The organism is Mycolicibacterium novocastrense, from assembly GCF_001499835.1.
Lineage (GTDB): Bacteria > Actinomycetota > Actinomycetes > Mycobacteriales > Mycobacteriaceae > Mycobacterium > Mycobacterium novocastrense.
The window spans coordinates 44,510-64,418 of record NZ_LQIH01000001.1 but is presented as its reverse complement, the minus strand read 5'-3'; the positions used below and the strand labels follow the sequence as shown (position 1 = coordinate 64,418).

Sequence of the window (19,909 nt, the reverse complement as noted above, 5' to 3'; positions counted from 1 at the left end):
TTTCGCGGGGTTGAAGTCAGTGTGTGACGGCCTTCTCGGCGCCGACGCCGGTCAGCGAGCGAACCTCGAACTCGGCGTTGATGTCCGGATCGCCGCGGTCGGCTGAGGTCAGCGTGCCGAGGCCGCCGAGCAGGAAGGCCAGCGGGATCGACACGATGCCGGGATTGGCCAGCGGGAACCATGCGAAGTCGAGGCTGGGCAGCATCGCCGTCTTCGATCCCGACACGGCGGGGGAGAACACGATCAGCAGGATCGTCGAGATCAGACCGCCGTACATGCTCCACAACGCGCCCCGGGTGTTGAACCGCGGCCAGTACAGCGAGTACAAGATGGTCGGCAGGTTGGCCGCGGCGGCCACCGCGAACGCGAGGGCGACCAGGAACGCGATGTTCTGCTCGGCCGCCAGGACGCCCAGGCCGATCGCGAAGACGCCCAGCACCACGACCGTGATGCGCGATACCCGCACTTGTTCGTCTTCGCTCACCCGGTCGCTCTTGAGCACACTGGCATAGATGTCGTGCGCGAAAGACGTTGCCGCGGTGATGGTCAGGCCCGCGACGACGGCGAGGATCGTCGCGAACGCGACCGCCGAGATGATGCCGAGCAGGACGACCCCGCCGAGTTCGAACGCCAGAAGCGGTGCGGCCGAATTCTGCCCGCCGGGGGCGGCCAGGATGGTGTCGGGCCCGACGAGCGCCGCGGCGCCGTAACCGAGCGCGAGGGTGAACAGGTAGAAGGCGCCGATGAGCGCGATCGCCCAGACCACCGAGCGGCGCGCCTCCTTGGCGGTGGGCACCGTGTAGAAGCGCATCAGCACGTGCGGCAGGCCAGCGGTGCCGAGCACCAGCGCCAGCGCCAAGGAGATGAAGTTGATCTGCGATGTCAACGAGGCGCCGTACTGCGCGCCGGGGGCCAGGACGTCGCGCCCGGCGACCGCCTCGTTCGACGAGCCCGAAACGGCCGACTGGGCCGCGCCGAGAATCTCGGAGAAGTTCGCACCGAACTTGGCGAGCACCCACACCGTCATCAGCGCCGTGCCGCCGATCAACAGCACGGCCTTGATGATCTGCACCCAGGTGGTGCCCTTCATGCCGCCGATCAGCACGTAGACGATCATCAGGACGCCGACGACGGCGATCACGACGGCCTGGCCGAAATCGCTGGTGACGTTGAGCAACAGCGCGACCAGCCCGCCGGCGCCTGCCATCTGCGCCAGCAGGTAGAACAGGCACACGGCCAGAGTCGTGGTGGCCGCCGCCAGCCGCACCGGGCGCTGCTTGAGCCGGAAGCTCAGCACGTCGGCCATCGTGAATTTCCCTGCGTTGCGCAGCAATTCGGCCACCAACAACAGCGCGACGAGCCAGGCCACCAGGAAGCCGATGGAATAGAGGAAGCCGTCATAGCCGTAGACCGCGATCGCACCCGCGATGCCGAGGAAGCTGGCCGCCGACAGATAGTCACCGGAGATCGCGATGCCGTTCTGCGGACCGGTGAACGACCGTCCGGCCGTGAAGAACTCGGCGGCGGTGGCATTCTTCTTGCTCGCGCGGATCACGATGTACAGCGTCACTGCAACGAACAGCCCGAAGATGCCGATGTTGGCGGCGGGGTTGCCGACGGTCTCGTCGACGGCCAGCAGGGTGCTCATGCCGCACCGCCTTCCAGCTTGGTGCGGATGGCTTCGGCCCGCGGGTCGAGCTCGCGGTTGGCGAAGCGTACGTACAGGCCGGTGATCACGAACGTGGAGACGAACTGGCCGATGCCGATCAGCAGGCCGACATTGATGTTGCCCCACACCTTGATCGCCATGAAGTCGTGGGCGAACGCGCCGAGAATCACGTAGGCGGCATACCAGATGAGAAACAGCGCACTCATCGGGAAGACAAAGCGCCGCAGCCGGCTCCGCAGTTCCTGGAACTCGGGGCTGGCCTGCACGGCCCGAAATTCTTCGCCGCTGACCGCGGTGTCCGAGGATGATCGTTGCGTCTCGGGCACGGGCGACTCCTGATCTAGATGTCGATGCGTGTGCGCAGCCGGGAGACGCGCGTCACGTTCAGCTGATTGCCAGGCAACTCTAAGCCCAAACCTCGGATCTAAACTGGCGTCGTGGCCAAACTGCAGCTTGTCCAAGACCCCGCGGCCGACGCGCTGCTGGAATCCAACCCGTTCGCATTGCTGACCGGGATGCTGCTCGATCAGCAGTACCCGATGGAGGCGGCGTTCGCAGGTCCGAAGAAGATCGCCGACCGCCTCGGTGGCTTCGATGTCCGTGAGATCGCCGACTACGATCCCGAGAAGTTCGTCGAGTTATGTTCGAAAACCCCTGCCATTCATCGCTTTCCGGGTTCGATGGCCAAACGGGTACAGGCGCTCGCGCAGTTGATCGTCGATCGCTACGGCGGTGATGCGGCTGCGCTGTGGACGGAGGGCGATCCGGACGGCGCCGAGGTGCTGCGTCGGCTCAAGGCCCTGCCCGGGTTCGGTGAGCAGAAGGCGAAGATCTTTTTGGCCTTACTCGGCAAGCAGTACGGGGTGACGCCCGAGGGCTGGCGCAAGGCCGCCGGGGACTACGGCAAGCCCGGCTCGTACCGGTCGGTGGCCGACGTGGTCGACGCCGGTTCGCTGGAGAAGGTGCGGTCGTTCAAGAAGCAGGCGAAGGCAGCGGCCAAGGCCGCGAAGGGTTAGACCGCGGCGTCCTCGGAGTCCAACCGGGCCAGGGTCTTGATGACGGCTGCGACGACGCGGCCGGTGGAGGTGCCGGTGTCGAGGCCCTCTTTGAGGGTGCGAAGCCGCAGGCCCCGTTCGCAGAGTTCGGCGATGGTGCGGGTGACCTCGGTGCCGGTGCGGCCGAGTCGGTCCAGCGCGACGACGACGATCGTGTCACCGGAACGGGCGTAGCTCAGCATGGCGTGTAGTCCCGCACCGATGCGGTCGGCGGAGTCGGAGAGCCGGTCGGTGAACACTCGCCGGGGGTCGACGCCTGCAGCGTTGAGCGCCGCGAGCTGACCCTCGAGGCCCTGCTCGGCGGCGCTTGCTGTGGCGTAGCCCAGCGTGCAGGTCACGTTCCGAAGGTCTCACGAAACTCAGAGGAGCGGAATCGACGACGCCATATCGAGTCTGGTTACCGACCGAACCGTTATCGGACGTCCACATGGGTCATGCGCCGAGCGGCTCGCCGTCGAAGCGCTCCCTGGTGGCGATCTCGGCGACGGGCCTGCGGGTCAACTTCGTCAGTTGACGGACCGGCTTGCCGAGCGGTAGCAGCGCGGCCACGGCGTAGTTGTGCGGGATGCCCAGCAGCTCACGAACCCGCGGCTCCGCGGCGACAGCGGCCGTCGTGAGGACGCCGCCGTACCCCTCGTTGCGGGCGGCCAGCAGGATGTTCCAGACGAACGGGTACACCGATGCCCCCGCGATCAGCCCCACACGGTCGAGGTGTTGATCGAACGCGGCCACGACGCCCAGATCGACGCAGACCACGAGCACCACTTCGGCGGTGCGCAGCGGTGACTGGTTCGGCAGGTTCACCGCCGCGATGGTCTGTTCGTCAACCCGGCAGGGATGCAACGGATTCCACGGGCTTTCGCCGTTGCGCAGCTGCGCGATGTAGCGCTTCGTCCCGGGTCGTGCGTATTCGATCAGCGCCTCGCGCGTCGCCGGATCGCGCACGACGACGACCCGGTTGCCCTGGCGGTTGCCGCCGCTCGGCGCGAAGCGGGCATTGTCGAGAATGCGTTCGAGGACGTCGTCGGGCAGCGGGTCGCCGGTGTACTCGCGCACTGCGGCCGTCGTGCGCATGACGTCGTAGAGATCCATGGCTATATCTTGGGCCTGTCGGTGGCGACCTATGCGAAGGTGGGGATATGAAGACGCACCTGAACTGCCCGTGTGGCGAAGCGATTGTCGGTAAGGACGAGGAGGACCTGGTCGAGAAGGCCCAGGCGCACCTGTCCGAGTCGCATCCCGGCCGCGATTACGACCGGGACGCGATCCTCTTCATGGCCTACTGATCCTGATTCCAGCCCGACGCAATGGTCGATCGCGGGCGGGCGGAGCAGCCAAAGCGTCGGTTTGACGACCACTGATTGCGGCGAGCGACCGCGTTTGCACGCGCCGCCGCGGCGTGTCGCGGGGCAAACACGGTCACTCGCGCAGGGGGGGTGACGGTCGGTTACGGAACGACCGTCGAGCCGATCGTCGGCATGAACTGGCACTGCCGCTCGGTGGTCGTGACCTGTCCGAAAATCGTCGACAGGATGCTGCCCGAGCCGGTGTCGGCGATTGCCGTCAGAGTGGTCGGCCCCTCGGGGTTGATATCCGACCGCGGCTTGAGCGTGGCGCTGCCCGACTTGCCGGTGGTCAAGTTGACCCAGGTGACGTTGAGCGGCAACTTCTGCTCGGCCGCTGGACCCGGCGTGCCGACCGCGGTGAACACGTAGGCGGTCTGGCCCGGGCCGGGGCCCGGAGTCGGGATCTTCGCGGGCCCGGCCACCGAAATCGCCGTGGCGAGCACGGTTCCGCCGTCGCCGAGGCAGCCGTTGCTGATCGACGGGTACATGAAGTCCTGCGTGGGCGGGGCGTCCGGGCCGAAGGCGGGACCGGGCGCGGCGGCAGGAGCCGGTGCGGGAGCCGGACCCGGCGCCGGGGCGGCCTCGGGAGCCGGTGCGGGTGCTGGTGCCGGGGCGGCCTCGGGTGCGGGTGCGCCAGCAACAGCGACCGGCGCGGCCTCGGGTGCCGGAGCGGGAGCGGCCGCCGGTGCGGGTGGCGCGTCCGCCGCCGGCGCCGCGTCGGGTACGGGTCCCACGGCGTGAGCCGGGTTGATCCCTGCAGGCAGGTGCGCCTGCTCACCCGGCACCGCACCGGGCGCGGGGTTGTGCGCGACGAACTGGTTGACCGCCGACGCGACATTTCGCGCCTCGGTGGGAGCGACCGCGTCACCGGCGAACACCGCGGCCGCGGCCATCAGCGTCGACGCGGCATTCGTCGGATCAGCGGCGGCCTGCTGGATCGCCGGGCTGATGCCCTGGACCGCCGTCAGGCCGGGCGCTTGCAGCCCGTCGATCGGCGCCGGCGGCGCGGGTTCGGCGACGGCCACACCGGTCACGCCGCTGACGAGCAGCGTGGCCGATGAGCCGATCGCAAGGGCGACGGTGGCGAACATCCTTCGAGCTGACATGGCTCCCTCAGAACGTGGTTGTAGTGGTCGTGTCTGCCAGTGCGTAGTTCGGCGTCGCCCCGTGGATCACGGAAGAGCCGACAGCGGCACCAGCAGCGGCGCCATACCCGCGCCGGGAAGTGCCGGCGCAGCGGCCGGTGCTGCGGCAGCCGGGGCGGCGGCGGCCGGTGCTGCGGCCGACGGCGTGGCCGCCTGTGCCGCGGCGGGCAGAAGGCCGGTCAACGGCGTCCCCTCGGGCAGCAGCGAGGCCAGCCCGGTCGGCAGGTTGGACAGCAGGTTGGCCGGGTTGGCCGGTGCGGTCGCAGGCGTCGCTGCGGGTGCCGCCGGTGCTGCGGGCATACCGGGCAGCGACGACGGCGGCTGCGGAAGGGTGACCGTCGCGGTCGCCGACGGCGGCGTCGCGGCGGGGGCGGCCGGGGTCTGAGCCGTGTTCAGCAGCGATGTGAAGCCCTGCATGAGCTGCGTCGCCGCGGCGGGGTTCGACGCCAACTGCTGGATGAGCGGCAAGCCCGGCACGCTGGGCGCGGGCGCTGGCGCCGCAGGCTGGGCGGTGGCGGTGGCGCTCAGCGCCAGCGCGGCCGAGACCGCTCCCGCAGCGGCGATCATGGTGGTCGCGAACAGTTTTCCGGTGCTGTGCATGGTTCTCCCAATCAGTTGTGTGGCACGCCTTGGGCCGAAGCTACGGAGTTACTGGTGTGACTCAAGTGACACGTGTGGCAGTGATTCAACCGTTACGCAAGCGAAGGGTTTCGGTGACCGGCCGATAGAGTCGGGCGGATAGACACCTCGACAAGCGCAGCCCCGTCAACGTCGCGGACGGCCGCCCGACTGGCCGCTGCGGCGCCCGTGCTGTTGATGGTCAGCATCGCGGCGCGACTCGCGTGGACCTATCTGGTGCCCAACGGTGCGAACTTCGTCGACCTGCACGTGTACGTCGGAGGTGCGGGCACCCTGGACCAACCCGGCGCCCTCTATGACTACGTCTACGCCGAGCAGACGCCGGACTTCCCGCTGCCGTTCACCTATCCGCCGTTCGCCGCCGTGGTGTTCTATCCGCTTCACCTGCTGCCGTTCGGCCTCGTCGCGTTGTTGTGGCAACTCGGGATCATCGCCGCCCTCTACGGCGTGGTGCGCATCAGCCAGCGCCTCCTGGGTTCCGGCGATCGGCGTGTGGCGATGCTGTGGACGGCCGTCGGCATCTGGCTCGAACCGCTACGCAGCACCTTCGACTACGGGCAGGTCAACGTGGTGCTCGTGCTGGGCGTCCTCTACGCGGTGTACAGCACGCGGTGGTGGTTGTCCGGCCTGCTGGTCGGCGTCGCGGCCGGGCTGAAGCTGACGCCCGCGGTCTCCGGGTTGTACTTCCTCGGTGCGCGACGGTGGGGGGCGGTGGCGTTCTCCGCGGTGGTCTTCCTTGCGACCGTGGGGCTTTCGGCGATGGTGGTCGGCGACGAGACGCGGCGCTACTTCACCGAACTGCTCGGTGACGCCAACCGTGTCGGTCCGGTCGGCACATCGTTCAACCAGTCGTGGCGCGGCGGCATATCCCGGATCCTCGGACACGACGCGGGTTACGGGCCCGCGGTGGTCGCGGGTATCGCGGTGACGGCAGTGCTGGCGGTCCTGGCGTGGCGGGCGATCGGCGGGGCCTCCGACCGGCTGGGAGGGATCGTCGTGGTGCAGCTGTTCGGTCTGCTGCTGTCGCCGATCTCGTGGACACATCACTGGGTGTGGCTGATCCCGTTGATGATCTGGTTGCTGCACGGGCCGCTGAGCGCCCGGCGGGGCGCGCGGATATTGGGCTGGGGGTGGCTCATCCTGACCCTGATCGGGGTCCCCTGGCTACTGAGCTTCGCGCAGCCCACGATTTGGGTGATCCCGCGACCGTGGTATCTGGCGTGGGCCGGGTTGATCTACATCGTCGCCACGCTGGCCACGCTGGCCTGGATCGCCTCTACTGGCCGACGATCTCGTTGATGTCCTTGGCCATTTCGACATCCTTGTCGGTGATGCCGCCCTCGGAGTGCGTCACCAACGCGAAAGTCACTGTCCGCCAGCGGATATCGATATCGGGATGGTGATCCTTGTTCTCCGCGTGCTCGCCGACCCGGCGAACGGCGTCGATGCCGTCGAGAAACGCCGGGAACTTGATCGAGCGGCGCAGGGCGCCGTCGGCGCGTTCCCAGCCGGGCAGATCGGGCAGTGCGGCGTCCACTTGTTCGTCCGTTAACACAGCCATGTCCTCGACCGTATACCGTCAGCCGCAGTGTCGAACCAGATGTCGAACCAGATGTCGAACCAGATCGTCGTCGCCGGTGCCCTCATCAACGAGGCCTCGCTGCTCGTCGCGCAGCGCGACCGGCCCGCAGAACTGGCCGGGCTGTGGGAACTGCCCGGCGGCAAGGTGGCCGCCGGTGAGACCGACCAAGCCGCGCTGGCCCGCGAACTGCATGAGGAGCTGGGCGTCCTGGTTGACGTCGGTGCGCGGATCGGCGACGACGTCGCACTCACACCCACCATGGTTCTGCGGGCCTACCGCGTCACGCAGACCGGCGGGACCCTGCACCCCAACGACCACCGCGCCCTGCGCTGGATCGGCGTCGGCGAACTCGACGAGCTGGCGTGGGTGCCCGCCGACCGAGCATGGCTGCCCGCGCTGAGGCGAGAACTCGGCGGTTGACCGAGCGAAGCGCGGGCCCGCGACCGAATGGGACAGGGTTTTCCGATCGGCCGACCGGCGGGCGGTGCTCGCAATATTCTTGCCGTTCATGCGCGTGCTGCGGTTCATCTGGCGAGGAGTGCTCGCCTTTGACCGGATCGGTTCGCGCATCCCGCAACTCGTGCAGATGTGGCTCGTCGAATTCTTCTTCGCCATCCCGCTGACCTTCTTCATCGCCAAGATCATCGACATCCGCGGTGCGTTCGGCGTGCCGGGCACCGGTGAAGCCATGCCGGGCGTGTTCTGGGGTGCGCTGGTCGTGTCGATGGTCTGTGGATTCTTCTTCTTTCGCAGCCTGGTCAAGCCCCGGGTGAAGCAGGGATCGTGGACACCGATGGTGCGCGCCGACATCGGCGACGTCACCGTGTTCGGCGGAAACCGCGCGTGGCGCGTCGAATACCAGTACCTGACAAGCCATCCGTCGTATTCACTGTTGCTTCTTCTGACCGCGCCCATCCCCGCCGTCATGGTCCTCATGACGATCAATCACGGCGACAGCACCTTCTACTGGCGCGTCGCGGGCATCGTCGGGCTCTGCGTGTTGGCGCTGATGGCGTTGGCGAGAGTGCTCAGTTGGTACGTCTTCCGATTCGGTCGGCGCGAGATCGGGGATCATGCTGCCGCGCAGGGAGTTTCGGAGCGCAAGCTCGGCTGGGAGATGGCGTGGAAGCCGCTGATCATGCTGATCGTGATGGTCTATGCGATCGTCGCGATTCCGCTCGCGTACATGTGGTGGGATGAACTGCGCACCATCGACAAGTTGCCCGTGGTGACCGTCGCGGACAGCGCCGACGCGGTCGGACAGTACCGGCGGGTCGAAGGCGACGTGACCGGTGAGCCGGTCTACTGGGCACCGCGAGGGGCCGGCCGTGGCGGCAACAACTTCGCGGGAGCCGGTGTGCTGGTTGAACTTTCGTCCGGCGGGGAAGCGCTGCTGCTGGCCGAGTCGCTGTCGGTGCCCGACTTCGTCGGAGTGATGAAGGACGTGCGCGACGGCGAGATCCACACGCACGGCCGGGTGACCGACGAGATCACCGAAACACAGCGCGAGTACTACGGCTTCGACGAGAGCAGCTTTCCCGTCCCGCCACCCGATGGCCGGGTGATGGTGCTGCTGTCGTACCCGTAGACGCTATTTCCGTCGGCGGGCACGCTTGTGGACCTTTATGAGATCCTTGCCGCGGATGCCATTGCGCTCGGCCTTGCGGACTTGGTGAACGACGACCGGGCAACGCTTGCAGCGCGGCTTGCTGCGGCAGCACTTCTTCTTCGGCTCGAGGTCGGCGAGCTTGCTGGGCTTCAAGTGACGGACATCTCTCGTTTTCGTGATCGGCCGACCGCACTGCGACAATCTCGAAGTGGATTTTAGGAACGTCGCCATCGTGGCACATGTCGACCATGGGAAGACGACCCTGGTCGACGCCATGCTGCGTCAGTCGGGCGCGCTCACACACCGCGGCGACGACGCCACCGAGCGGATCATGGACTCCGGTGACCTGGAGCGGGAAAAGGGCATCACGATCCTGGCGAAGAACACCGCCGTGCACCGCCACCATGCCGACGGCAGCGTGACCGTCATCAACGTGATCGACACTCCCGGACACGCCGACTTCGGCGGCGAGGTCGAGCGCGGGCTGTCCATGGTCGACGGTGTGCTGCTGCTGGTCGACGCGTCCGAGGGGCCGCTGCCGCAGACCCGCTTCGTCCTGCGCAAGGCGCTGGCCGCCCACCTGCCGGTCATCCTCGTCGTGAACAAGACCGACCGCCCCGACGCCCGCATCAGCGAGGTCGTCTCCGACAGCCACGACCTGCTGCTCGACGTGGCGTCCGATCTCGATGAGGAAGCACAGAAGGCCGCCGAGGAGGCGCTCGGTCTGCCGACGCTGTACGCGTCCGGCCGGGCCGGCATCGCCAGCACCACCGAGCCCGCCAACGGCGAGAACCCGGACGGCACCAACCTCGACCCGCTGTTCGACGTCCTCATGGAGCACATCCCGCCGCCCAGCGGCGACCCCGAAGCCCCACTGCAGGCCCTGGTCACCAACCTCGACGCCTCGGCGTTCCTGGGGCGCCTGGCGCTGATCCGCATCTACAACGGCAAGCTGCGCAAGGGTCAGCAGGTCGCCTGGATGCGCGAGGTCGACGGCGTACCCGTCGTCACCAACGCCAAGATCACCGAACTGCTGGCCACCGTCGGCGTCGAACGCAATCCGACCGACGAGGCCATCGCCGGTGACATCGTCGCTGTCGCCGGCATGCCCGAGATCATGATCGGCGACACCCTCGCCGACCCCGACCACGCGCACGCGCTGCCGCGGATCAGCGTCGACGAGCCGGCCATCTCGGTCACCATCGGCACCAACACCTCACCGCTGGCGGGCAAGGTGTCGGGCCACAAGCTCACCGCGCGGATGGTGCGCAACCGACTGGACTCCGAACTGGTCGGCAACGTGTCGATCAAGGTCGTCGACATCGGCAGGCCCGACGCGTGGGAGGTGCAGGGCCGCGGCGAGCTGGCGCTAGCCGTGCTCGTCGAGCAGATGCGCCGCGAGGGTTTCGAGCTGACCGTCGGCAAGCCGCAGGTGGTCACCCGCACCATCGACGGCAAGCTGCACGAGCCGTACGAGGCGATGACCATCGACTGTCCCGAGGAGTTCGTCGGCGCGATCACGCAGCTGATGGCCGCGCGCAAGGGCCGCATGGAGGACATGACCAACCACGCCGCGGGCTGGGTGCGGATGGACTTCATCGTGCCGAGCCGCGGACTCATCGGTTTCCGCACCGACTTTTTGACCATCACCCGCGGCACCGGCATCGCCAACGCCGTCTTCGACGGCTACCGGCCGTGGGCGGGGGAGATCCGCGCCCGGCACAGCGGTTCGCTGGTCTCCGACCGCAGCGGTCAGATCACGCCGTTCGCGATGATCCAGCTTGCCGACCGCGGCCAGTTCTTCGTCGAGCCCGGCCAGGACACCTATGAAGGTCAGGTCGTCGGCATCAATCCGCGCGCCGAGGATCTCGACGTCAACGTCACCCGGGAGAAGAAGCTCACCAACATGCGCAGCTCGACGGCCGACGTCATCGAAACCCTGGCCAGGCCGCTGGAACTGACCCTGGAACAGGCCATGGAGTTCTGCGCCGAGGACGAGTGCGTCGAGGTCACTCCCGAGGTCGTGCGCGTGCGCAAGGTGGAGCTGAACGCGAGCCTGCGCGCCAGGGCCAAGGCCCGCGCGAAGGCCCGGGGCTGAAACCGGCGCCCGCCGATCGCGCGGGCGCATCCACGCTGCCCGATACCCTGTCAGTCGTGCCCGGCCCCCGACGCGTCATCGCCACGTTGTCCGCGATGGTGACACTGGTGGCCGCGTGCACCGTCAGCCCGCCGCCCGCGCCGCAGAGCACCGACACAATGCAGCAGCCGCCGCCACCTCCGTTGAAGGCGACGCAGATCATCATGGCGATCGACTGGATCGGCCCGGGTTTCAATCCGCATCTGCTGTCGGATCAGTCGCCGGTGAACGCGGCGATCAGCTCGCTGGTGCTGCCGAGCTCCTTCCGGCCCATCGCCGATCCGAAGACCCCGACCGGCTCGCGCTGGGAACTCGACACCACGCTGTTGGACTCGGCAGAGGTGACGAGCCAGGACCCGTTCACCGTCACCTACAAGATCCGCCCCGAGGCGTCGTGGACCGACAACGCTCCCATCGCCGCCGACGACTACTGGTATCTGTGGCAGCAGATGGTCAGCCAGCCCGGGGTCGTCGACCCGGCGGGCTACGACCTGATCACCGGCGTGCAGTCGGTCGAAGGCGGCAAGACCGCGGTCGTGACGTTCTCTCAGCCGTATCCGGCGTGGCGCGAGCTGTTCAACGACATCCTCCCGGCCCACATCGTCAAGGACGTGCCGGGCGGATTCGCCGCGGGCCTGGCGCGGGCCCTGCCGGTGACGGGCGGTCAGTTCCGCGTCGAGAACATCGACCCCCAGCGCGACGAGATCCTGCTGGCCCGCAACGACCGGTATTGGGGCCCTCCCGCGAAACCCGATCAGGTGTTGTTCCGGCGGGGCGGTGACTCGGCGGCGCTGGCCGATTCGATCCGCAACGGCGACACGCAGGTCGCCCAGGTGCACGGCGGGTCGGCCGTGTTCGCCCAACTCTCGGCGATCCCCGACGTGCGCACGGCGCGGATCGTGACGCCGCGCGTGATGCGGTTGAGTCTGCGGGCCCAGCAGCCCGCGCTGCGGGATTCGCAAGTGCGCAAGGCGATCCTCGGGTTGCTCGACGTCGATCTTCTCGCCGCCGTCGGCGCGGGCGACGACAACACGGTGACGTTGGCGCAGGCTCAGGTGCGCTCGCCGTCGGATCCGGGTTACACCCCCACCGCGCCGCCCGCGATGGCCAAAGAGGACGCCCTCGGATTGCTGGCCGACGCGGGGTACGTGGTGGAGCCGGTCCTGACCAGTGCCCCGCCGACCCCCGGGAATCCGCCGCCGGACGGCGACCGCGGCCGAATCGCCAAGGACGGTGAGCCGTTGACGTTGGTGATCGGGGTGGCCGCCAACGATCCGACGTCGGTGGCCGTGGCCAACACCGCGGCCGACCAACTGCGCAATGTCGGCATCGCGGCATCGGTGTCGGCGCTCGACCCCGTGGCGCTGTACGACGAAGCCCTGCCCAACAACCGGGTCGATGCGGTGGTCGGCTGGAATCAGGCGGGCGGCGATCTGAGCACGGCGCTCGCGTCACGCTACGGCTGCCGGGCGCTGGAGGCGACGCCGGTGGCGACCGTCAAACCCGGGCCCCGGGCGACGGCGCCAGCCACCCCGACACCGAGCACGACGCGGCCCACACCCACCGCGACGACACCGAGCCCGGAGCCCGACCCCGAACCCGACGAACTGGTCCAGGCACCGAGCAACATCACCGGGATCTGTGATCGCAGCATTCAGCCGAAGATCGACGCCGCGCTGGACGGCACCGAAGACATCGCCGACGTCATCACGGCCGTCGAACCGCGCCTGTGGAACATGGCGACGGTGCTGCCGATCCTGCAGGACACCACGATCGTGGCGTCCGGGCCCAGTGTCGAGAACGTCAGCCTGTCCGGGGCGGTGCCCGTCGGCATCGTCGGCGACGCCGGCCAATGGGTGAAGACCAAGCAGTAGCGGCCCAACCAGCGAGCCGCTTGTCGCGCAGCCTGCGCAGGCCGTGTGACGCGAGCGCCGCGATCGCGAACACCACCAGCAGCCAGTAAGGCGGATGCGCGAGCTCCCATACGAACAACGCCGCGAAGGCCGGCGCCCGCTGGGTGATCGCCAGCACGCCTGCCGCGCACGTCAGCGACAAGGCCGAGACGGGGATCTCGGTGCCCGCCCACTGATTCAGCGCCAGGGCGACGAGCGACCCGGCGGCCGCACCCGTCGCCAACGCGGGAGTGATCAGGCCGCCGAGGGCCCCTGCGCGCAGGAACACCGCGGTGAGAAGCGGCTTCAGCAGCAGGATCATGGCGGCCGCGCCGAGGGTGAGCCCGCTGTTGACGCTGACCGTGAGGATGCTTCTGCCGTTGCCTGGCAATTCGGGCCACCAGACCGAACACACGCCCGTCAGCAGGCCGGCCCCGGCGATCGCGGGGATCAGCGTCCATGAGCGCATCTGGATCCGCGGACGGGCGGCGGTCATGACGCGGTCGAACGCCAGGCCGACAGCGGCGGCCAGCGGCGAGATGGCCACGGCCAGGAACGCGAACAGCGGCGACAACTCGAAATCGGGCCACGTCAACGGATGCTCGAGATGGGTGACCGGAGCGGCCACCGCCACGGCGAGGCTCGACGTGATCAGCGCCGCCCCGACCGCGCGCGGATGCCAGGTCCTGAGCAGGATGCTCGCGGTGAAAAGTGCTCCGCCCAACGGCACGCTGTACACCGCGCCCAGCCCGGCGCCCGCGGCACAGGAGAGCAGGACCTCGCGATCGCGGGCCGTCAGAGCAAGCCGCGTCGTTCCGAAATCGCCCAGGGCAGCGGCGATTTGGCGGGGCGCACTCTCGCGCCCCAGCGATGCGCCCGACCCGACGAGCACCACCTGAAGTGTGGCGTCAATGCACAACGGCAGACGGGGCAGTCGCCGAGGTTCGCTGATCGCCGAGGACAGTGACGGGATCTCGGTGCGCCGCCGCAACAGCCACCACCCACAGCCGGCCAGCGCCCCGCCGATCATCGGTCCTGCGGCGCGCCGGATGGCGCTGCTCCCGCCGACACCGGTCAGCAGGGTGCCGAACGAGTAGTGGTACGTGAGGTGTTCGACGCCGTGCAGCAGCAGCGTCGTGGCCGCACCCGCGACGCCTGCCAGCAGGCCGATGATGACGATCGCGCAACCGAACTCCACGGTGCGCCGGGACACCTCGTGAATGTATGCCAGCCGGCAGGCAAGCTGGTGCGAATGGAACGCGATGCTGTTGACACCGGTGCGCGGCTGTTGTTCGTGCACGCCCATCCCGACGACGAGACGCTGACCACCGGCGCCACGATCGCCCACTATGTCGCCCGCGGTGCGCGGGTGCGCGTGGTGACGTGCACGCTCGGTGAGGAGGGCGAGGTGATCGGCGAGCGGTGGGCGCACCTGGCCGTGCACGAGGCCGATCAGCTCGGCGGGTACCGCATCGGCGAGCTGACCGCGGCCCTGAACGCCCTGGGCATCGACGAGCCGGAGTATCTCGGCGGGGCCGGGCGCTGGCGCGACTCGGGGATGGCGGGCACGCCGCGGCGCCACCATCAGAGGTTCATCGACGCCGATCCCGCCGAGTCGGTCGGCGCGCTGGTCGAGGTCATCCGCGAACTGCGCCCGCACGTCGTGGTCACCTACGACCCGCAGGGCGGTTACGGCCATCCCGACCACATCCACACGCACGAGGTGACGATGGCCGCCGTGGCGGCTGCCGAAGGTACGGACTTTCCGGGTGAACCGTGGACGGTGCCGAAGGTCTACTGGGCGGTGGTGTCCAAGGACGCGATCGCCGAGGGGCTCGCGGGAATCGATGACGCACCCGCCCAGTGGACCCGGGTGACCGTGGACGAGGTGCCGTTCGGCTATCCCGACGACGAGATCGACGCGGTGATCGACGACCCCGCACAGTTGGGTGCCAAGGTCGCGGCGATGCGCGCGCACGCCACGCAGATCAACGTCGCGCCGGACGGCCGCTCGTTTGCGCTGTCCAACGACATCGCGTTGCCGATCGGCGCGGCTGAGCACTACATCCTGGCAGCGGGAACGGCCGGTGAACGCGATGCTCGAGGATGGGAAATCGACCTACTCGCCGGACTGGACCTTCATTAGCGGCGCCTGCAGGGAGTAAGCTCGCCCGCAGTCGGCGGCGCGACGAAGGGACGGCACATGGACCCAGATCTGGATCCCAACCTGCAGCACTGGCAGGACCGGTTCGACAGCCTGCAGTGGGTGATCGGTTCCCTGACCGGCATGCTGGACAGCATCCCGACCTGAGCTCTCTCACTTCTGCCACCACGCCTCGAAGCGTGGCGGTCCTGACGTTGCTGGCCGTCGACGGCGTGCTCTGCGCCATCGCTTCGGCCATGTTCCTTCCGCTCCGCCTGGGGTCCACCCCGTTTCCGATCAGCGCGCTGATCGCCGGCCTGGTCAACGCCGCGCTGGTGTGGGCCGCGCTGCACTGGACTTCGTCGCCGCGGATCGCGGCCCTCCCGCTGTGGACCTGGCTGTTGACGGTCGGGCTGATGACGCTGGGTGGGCCGGGAGACGACCTGATCTTCGGCGGGGCCGGGGTGATGGAGTACGCGGCCTTGCTGCTCATCGTGCTCGGCACGCTGCCGCCCGCGGCGGTGCTGCGGGCGGCCGTGAAGAAGACCTGAGCTACGTCGTGCCGGCCGTGGACCCGGTCGCGTCGGCCGAGTCTTGGTTCGAATCGGCCTGCGGGTTCGGATCGTCGCCTGCGTCATTCGAGGACGGCGCCTGTGTCGATGGCGCCTGGGGTGACAGCTCCTCGAGGTCATTTGCCGGATCCGGGGGAAGCGACCCGTCGGGCTTCTGCTCATTCGATGCGCCGGTCGGTGTGGCGATCGCCGACGCGCGGACCTCACCCTGCGCCTGAACGGTTGCGGCGCCCGTTGTCACGGTGACCGTGGTGTCCGTCGTCGTGGTGGTCGTCAACTCCTTCTCACCATCGAGCTCATCATCGAGTTCGAGTTCGCGTTCGAGTTCGCGTTCGGCCCCCTCGGTGAGTCCGTCCGCGTTCGGCTCGAATTCGAGCTTTTCGGTCCCCGGCACCTGTTCGATCTGCGCCCCGTCGATATCGGAGAGTTCGCCGACGACCTCGCCCTCGAATTCGCTGACGCCCTGTTGGACGAGGCCCTGACGCTGGGTGCGCGTCTCGTCGACTTCCACGGCGCCGTCGTCGAGGTCCCCCTCCGTTTCCCCGCGCAGGGTCGATTCGTCCAGCGCCGAAAGCTGGATCCCGGCCTCGGCGGCCTCGGCCGCGAACGGGCCGATGGGCGGGATCGGCGGGAGTGGCGGGAGCCAGAAGGCCAGCTGGTCGTTGGCGAGGAAGATGAACGAATTGATGGTGTCGACGGCGACGCGGACCAGCCCGTCCCAGAAGCTGATGTTCCCGCCGAGCCAGTCGGCGATGTTGAACGTGATGCTGCGCACGATGCGTTCGCCGAAGTTGTAGAAGATCTCGATCTGCGGGGCGAGCCAGCCGACGTAGGGGATCCAGCCGACGGCGTATGCGGCCACGTCGAAGCCCCATTCCACCCACGGTTCGATCGCGTTGTAGACGTTCTTGATCGCGCTGTCGATCGAATTGCCGCCGACGACGTCCGGGAAATTGGGGGCAGGGAACGACGCGCCGGCGCTCGGCGGGACAACGATTCGTTCCAGCCACCAGATCAGCAACTCGGGCAGCTCGAGAGCCGGGACTGAGGGCCCGGTTCGTATCGCCATCGGCGCGGGTTGCACGGACGCCACCAGTCGGACGGTGGCCGCCGGTTCGGGCGGCGGAGCGGGGCGTACGGGGGCGATCACGAGAGCGCTCACCGCCAGGGTGACCACGGCCATCGTCAACATCGAGTGGGCAGAGCGCTTCATTTCGTCCTCCAAAGCCCCGACCTACAGCAAGCTACGCCGATATTTGCTCACGCGTAATCAAATGGCGACGCGAGTTTGCTGCCGTCCGCCGATCCGACGGCAGCGTGCCGCCGATACCACCGTGCGGACTACTGTTGCCGATATGTCAGGCGCCGATGTTTCAGAAAGTGAGACGTGCGGATGATCCTCAACGAGCGCGGGGTTATACGGGAGTGGCTCTGAACCCCCAGCACGGCGCCGATCTGCCCAGCCCGGTGATACCACCGAAACCCGATCAGCCCAGTCCTGCGGCTCTGCGGCGGGTGCTGCGCCGCGCACGCGACGGGGTGGCGCTCAACGTCGAGGAAGCTGCGATCGCGATGACCGCCCGCGGCGACGACCTCGCCGACCTGTGCGCCAGCGCCTCACGGGTGCGTGATGCCGGACTCGAGGCGGCGGGGCGGCGCGGGCCCTCGGGACGGCTCCCGGTCAGCTATTCGCGCAAGGTGTTCATCCCCGTCACGCATCTGTGCCGCGACACCTGCCACTACTGCACGTTCGTCACCGTTCCGGGCCGGCTGCGTGCGCAGGGCAAGGGCATGTACATGGAGCCCGACGAGATCCTCGACGTCGCGCGGCGCGGGGCGCAATTGGGTTGTAAGGAAGCGTTGTTCACGCTTGGTGACCGCCCGGAGGCGCGGTGGGACGAGGCCCGTCAGTGGCTCGACGAGCGGGGATATGATTCGACGCTGGACTATGTGCGCGCGATGGCGATCCGCGTCCTCGAAGAGACCGGGCTGCTTCCGCATCTGAACCCCGGCGTGATGAGTTGGTCGGAGTTGTCCCGGCTCAAGCCGGTCGCGCCGTCGATGGGGATGATGCTCGAGACCACCTCGCGGCGGCTGTACGAGACGCGCGGTGCCGCTCATTACGGAAGCCCGGACAAGGACCCCGAAGTCCGGCTGCGGACGCTGGCCGACGCGGGCCGGTTGTCGATCCCGTTCACCACGGGCCTGCTGGTCGGGATCGGGGAGACGCTTGTCGAGCGGGCCGAGACCATCCACGCTATTCGCCGGTCACACAAGGAGTTCGGCCACGTTCAGGAAGTGATCGTGCAGAACTTCCGGGCCAAGGACCACACCGCGATGGCCTCGTCGCCCGATGCGGAGTTCGAGGACTTCCTGGCGACCATCGCCGTCAGCCGGCTGGTGCTGGGACCCAAGATGCGGGTTCAGGCGCCGCCGAACCTGGTGTCGCGCAACGAGTGCCTGGCCCTGGTCGGCGCCGGTGTCGACGACTGGGGCGGTGTCTCGCCGCTGACCCCCGACCACGTCAACCCCGAACGTCCGTGGCCTGCGCTCGACGAGTTGGCCGCGGTGACCGCCGACGCCGGATACGACCTGGTGCAGCGGCTCACCGCGCAGCCGCAGTACGTCCAGGCGGGTGCGGCGTGGATCGACCCGCGGGTGCGGGGCCACGTCGACGCGCTGGCCGACCCCGACACCGGTTTCGCGCTGGATGTCAACCCTGTCGGGCGCCCGTGGCAGGAGCCCGATGAGGCGTCGGAGTCGTTGGGCCGCACCGATCTTCACTCCGCAATCGATGATGCCGGCCGGCTCACCGAGACCCGCAGCGACCTCGATAGCGCATTCGGTGACTGGGAGTCGATCCGCGAGAAGATCTCCGAACTCGCGGCCAGGGCGCCCGAACGCATCGACACCGACGTGCTGGCGGCGTTGCGCGCCGCCGAGCGCGATCCAGCCGGGCTGTCGGACGACGAGTACCTGGCGCTGGCGTGCGCCGACGGTCCCGCATTGGATGCCGTTGCCGCGCTTGCCGATTCGTTGCGTCGCGACGCCGTCGGCGAGGACGTCACGTTCGTCGTCAATCGCAACATCAACTTCACCAACATCTGCTACACCGGCTGCCGGTTCTGCGCCTTCGCGCAGCGCAAGGGCGACGCCGACGCGTACTCGCTGTCGGTGGACGAGGTCGCCGACCGAGCGTGGGAGGCGCACGTCGCGGGCGCGACCGAGGTGTGCATGCAGGGCGGTATCGACCCCGAACTGCCCGTCACCGGATACGCCGATCTGGTGCGCGCGGTGCGTAAGCGGGTGCCGTCGATGCACGTACACGCGTTCTCGCCGATGGAGATCGCTAACGGCGTCACCCGCAGCGGGCTGTCGATCCGCGAGTGGTTGACGTCGTTGCGCGAGGCGGGGCTGGGCAGCATCCCGGGCACCGCGGCCGAGATTCTCGACGACGAAGTGCGTTGGGTGCTGACGAAAGGCAAGCTGCCGACATCGATGTGGATCGAGGTGGTGACCACCGCCCACGAGGTCGGGCTGCGATCCAGTTCGACGATGATGTACGGCCACGTCGACCAGCCACGGCACTGGGTCGGCCACTTACGGGTGTTGCGCGAAATCCAGGATCGTACGGGCGGTTTCACGGAGTTCGTGCCGCTGCCGTTCGTGCATCAGAGCTCGCCGCTGTACCTGGCGGGCGGTGCGCGGCCGGGCCCGACGCACAGAGACAACCGCGCTGTGCACGCGCTCGCGCGAATCATGCTGCACGGCCGGATCTCCAACATCCAGACCAGCTGGGTCAAACTCGGCGTCGAGCGCACCCAGGTGATGCTCACCGGCGGCGCCAACGACCTCGGCGGCACGCTGATGGAGGAGACGATCTCGCGGATGGCCGGTTCGGAGTTCGGTTCCTACAAGACCGTCGAGGAACTGGTTTCGATCGCCGAGGGCATCGGCCGTCCGGCGCGCCAGCGTTCCACGACGTACGCCCCCCTCGCCGCCTAGCCCTCATTCCCGCGCGAGCTTCCAGGCCGCGAGCCACCAGGCCGCGAGCTTCCCGCGCGAGCTTCCAGCGCGAGCGACCGCGTCTGCTCCCCGACACGCCGCGTTTCCGTGGCAT

20 protein-coding genes are annotated in these 19,909 nt (G+C 68.4%); 10 read left to right on the top strand and 10 right to left on the bottom strand.

Annotated elements, in window-relative coordinates; translation table 11 throughout:
• Positions 1-16 precede the first annotated feature (16 nt).
• The gene (locus AU072_RS00320; protein WP_064411893.1) at positions 17-1,648 is read right to left on the bottom strand and encodes a monocarboxylic acid transporter; all 1,632 of its coding nucleotides are present in this window, start codon (positions 1,646-1,648) and stop codon (positions 17-19) included.
• Complete coding sequence (locus AU072_RS00315; RefSeq protein WP_064411892.1) at positions 1,645-1,995, bottom strand: DUF485 domain-containing protein; 351 nt, start codon at positions 1,993-1,995, stop codon at positions 1,645-1,647. Before AU072_RS00315 ends, AU072_RS00320 begins: the two co-directional genes overlap by 4 nt.
• Positions 1,996-2,106: 111 nt before the next feature.
• On the opposite strand from AU072_RS00315, the gene AU072_RS00310 reads away from it, so the two are divergent.
• On the top strand, positions 2,107-2,685 hold the full coding sequence (locus AU072_RS00310) for an HhH-GPD-type base excision DNA repair protein (protein WP_064411891.1): 579 nt from the start codon (positions 2,107-2,109) through the stop codon (positions 2,683-2,685).
• Here AU072_RS00310 and AU072_RS00305 read toward each other — a convergent pair.
• A complete protein-coding gene (locus AU072_RS00305; protein ID WP_064348623.1) occupies positions 2,682-3,062 on the bottom strand; it encodes a recombinase family protein in 381 nt (126 codons plus the stop codon). The genes AU072_RS00310 and AU072_RS00305 overlap by 4 nt on opposite strands.
• Positions 3,063-3,156: 94 nt before the next feature.
• On the bottom strand, positions 3,157-3,816 hold the full coding sequence (locus tag AU072_RS00300; protein ID WP_064411890.1) for a nitroreductase family protein: 660 nt from the start codon (positions 3,814-3,816) through the stop codon (positions 3,157-3,159).
• Between the two features lie 47 nt (positions 3,817-3,863).
• On the opposite strand from AU072_RS00300, the gene AU072_RS27375 reads away from it, so the two are divergent.
• Positions 3,864-4,010: a DUF1059 domain-containing protein gene (locus AU072_RS27375; RefSeq protein ID WP_066808023.1), complete on the top strand. Its 147-nt coding sequence runs from the start codon at positions 3,864-3,866 to the stop codon at positions 4,008-4,010.
• A 161-nt stretch (positions 4,011-4,171) separates the two neighbouring features.
• Here AU072_RS27375 and AU072_RS00295 read toward each other — a convergent pair whose 3' ends face one another.
• Both AU072_RS00295 and AU072_RS00290 read right to left on the bottom strand, forming a co-directional pair.
• Entirely contained in the window at positions 4,172-5,176 is a 1,005-nt protein-coding gene (locus AU072_RS00295; protein ID WP_064411889.1) for an Rv1157c family protein, read from the bottom strand.
• Between the two features lie 66 nt (positions 5,177-5,242).
• Entirely contained in the window at positions 5,243-5,815 is a 573-nt protein-coding gene (locus AU072_RS00290; protein WP_064411888.1) for a hypothetical protein, read from the bottom strand.
• Positions 5,816-5,953: 138 nt separating this feature from the next.
• Here AU072_RS00290 and AU072_RS00285 point away from each other — a divergent pair, with 138 nt between their 5' ends.
• The gene (locus AU072_RS00285; RefSeq protein WP_082680689.1) at positions 5,954-7,153 is read left to right on the top strand and encodes a mannosyltransferase; all 1,200 of its coding nucleotides are present in this window, start codon (positions 5,954-5,956) and stop codon (positions 7,151-7,153) included.
• On the opposite strand, the gene AU072_RS00280 is transcribed toward AU072_RS00285, so the two are convergent.
• Entirely contained in the window at positions 7,131-7,415 is a 285-nt protein-coding gene (locus tag AU072_RS00280; protein ID WP_064411886.1) for a 4a-hydroxytetrahydrobiopterin dehydratase, read from the bottom strand. The genes AU072_RS00285 and AU072_RS00280 overlap by 23 nt on opposite strands.
• A 51-nt stretch (positions 7,416-7,466) precedes the next feature.
• Here AU072_RS00280 and AU072_RS00275 point away from each other — a divergent pair, with 51 nt between their 5' ends.
• Both AU072_RS00275 and AU072_RS00270 read left to right on the top strand, forming a co-directional pair.
• Positions 7,467-7,856 carry a (deoxy)nucleoside triphosphate pyrophosphohydrolase gene (locus tag AU072_RS00275; RefSeq protein ID WP_064412286.1) on the top strand — a complete coding sequence of 130 codons (390 nt, stop codon included), beginning with the start codon at positions 7,467-7,469 and terminating at the stop codon, positions 7,854-7,856.
• 88 nt (positions 7,857-7,944) lie between these two features.
• Positions 7,945-9,024, top strand: coding sequence for a hypothetical protein (locus tag AU072_RS00270; protein ID WP_064412285.1), 1,080 nt, complete (start codon positions 7,945-7,947; stop codon positions 9,022-9,024).
• 3 nt (positions 9,025-9,027) lie between these two features.
• Here the strand turns inward: AU072_RS00270 and AU072_RS27825 are convergent, their stop codons facing one another.
• Positions 9,028-9,198, bottom strand: a complete 171-nt coding sequence (locus AU072_RS27825) for a hypothetical protein (protein ID WP_120270930.1) — start codon at positions 9,196-9,198, stop codon at positions 9,028-9,030.
• Positions 9,199-9,253: 55 nt separating this feature from the next.
• Between AU072_RS27825 and typA the strand changes: the two genes are divergently transcribed.
• Both typA and AU072_RS00260 read left to right on the top strand, forming a co-directional pair.
• The gene (gene typA, locus AU072_RS00265) at positions 9,254-11,143 is read left to right on the top strand and encodes a translational GTPase TypA (RefSeq protein ID WP_120270942.1); all 1,890 of its coding nucleotides are present in this window, start codon (positions 9,254-9,256) and stop codon (positions 11,141-11,143) included.
• 95 nt (positions 11,144-11,238) lie between these two features.
• Positions 11,239-13,056 (top strand): ABC transporter family substrate-binding protein, encoded by a 1,818-nt coding sequence (locus AU072_RS00260; protein WP_082680694.1) that lies wholly within the window; start codon positions 11,239-11,241, stop codon positions 13,054-13,056.
• Here the strand turns inward: AU072_RS00260 and AU072_RS00255 are convergent.
• The gene (locus AU072_RS00255; RefSeq protein WP_064412283.1) at positions 12,986-14,287 is read right to left on the bottom strand and encodes a chloride channel protein; all 1,302 of its coding nucleotides are present in this window, start codon (positions 14,285-14,287) and stop codon (positions 12,986-12,988) included. The two genes, AU072_RS00260 and AU072_RS00255, sit on opposite strands and share 71 nt — an antisense overlap.
• A gap of 39 nt (positions 14,288-14,326) precedes the next feature.
• On the opposite strand from AU072_RS00255, the gene mshB reads away from it, so the two are divergent.
• Both mshB and AU072_RS00245 read left to right on the top strand, forming a co-directional pair.
• A complete protein-coding gene (gene mshB / locus AU072_RS00250; RefSeq protein ID WP_064411884.1) occupies positions 14,327-15,220 on the top strand; it encodes an N-acetyl-1-D-myo-inositol-2-amino-2-deoxy-alpha-D-glucopyranoside deacetylase in 894 nt (297 codons plus the stop codon).
• Positions 15,221-15,336: 116 nt separating this feature from the next.
• Positions 15,337-15,768 (top strand): hypothetical protein, encoded by a 432-nt coding sequence (locus AU072_RS00245; protein WP_407937572.1) that lies wholly within the window; start codon positions 15,337-15,339, stop codon positions 15,766-15,768.
• Position 15,769: 1 nt separating this feature from the next.
• Here AU072_RS00245 and AU072_RS00240 read toward each other — a convergent pair whose 3' ends face one another.
• Positions 15,770-17,002 (bottom strand): hypothetical protein, encoded by a 1,233-nt coding sequence (locus AU072_RS00240; protein WP_133147248.1) that lies wholly within the window; start codon positions 17,000-17,002, stop codon positions 15,770-15,772.
• 212 nt (positions 17,003-17,214) lie between these two features.
• Between AU072_RS00240 and AU072_RS00235 the strand changes: the two genes are divergently transcribed.
• Positions 17,215-19,794, top strand: coding sequence for a bifunctional FO biosynthesis protein CofGH (locus AU072_RS00235; protein WP_064411882.1), 2,580 nt, complete (start codon positions 17,215-17,217; stop codon positions 19,792-19,794).
• Positions 19,795-19,909 lie beyond the last annotated feature (115 nt).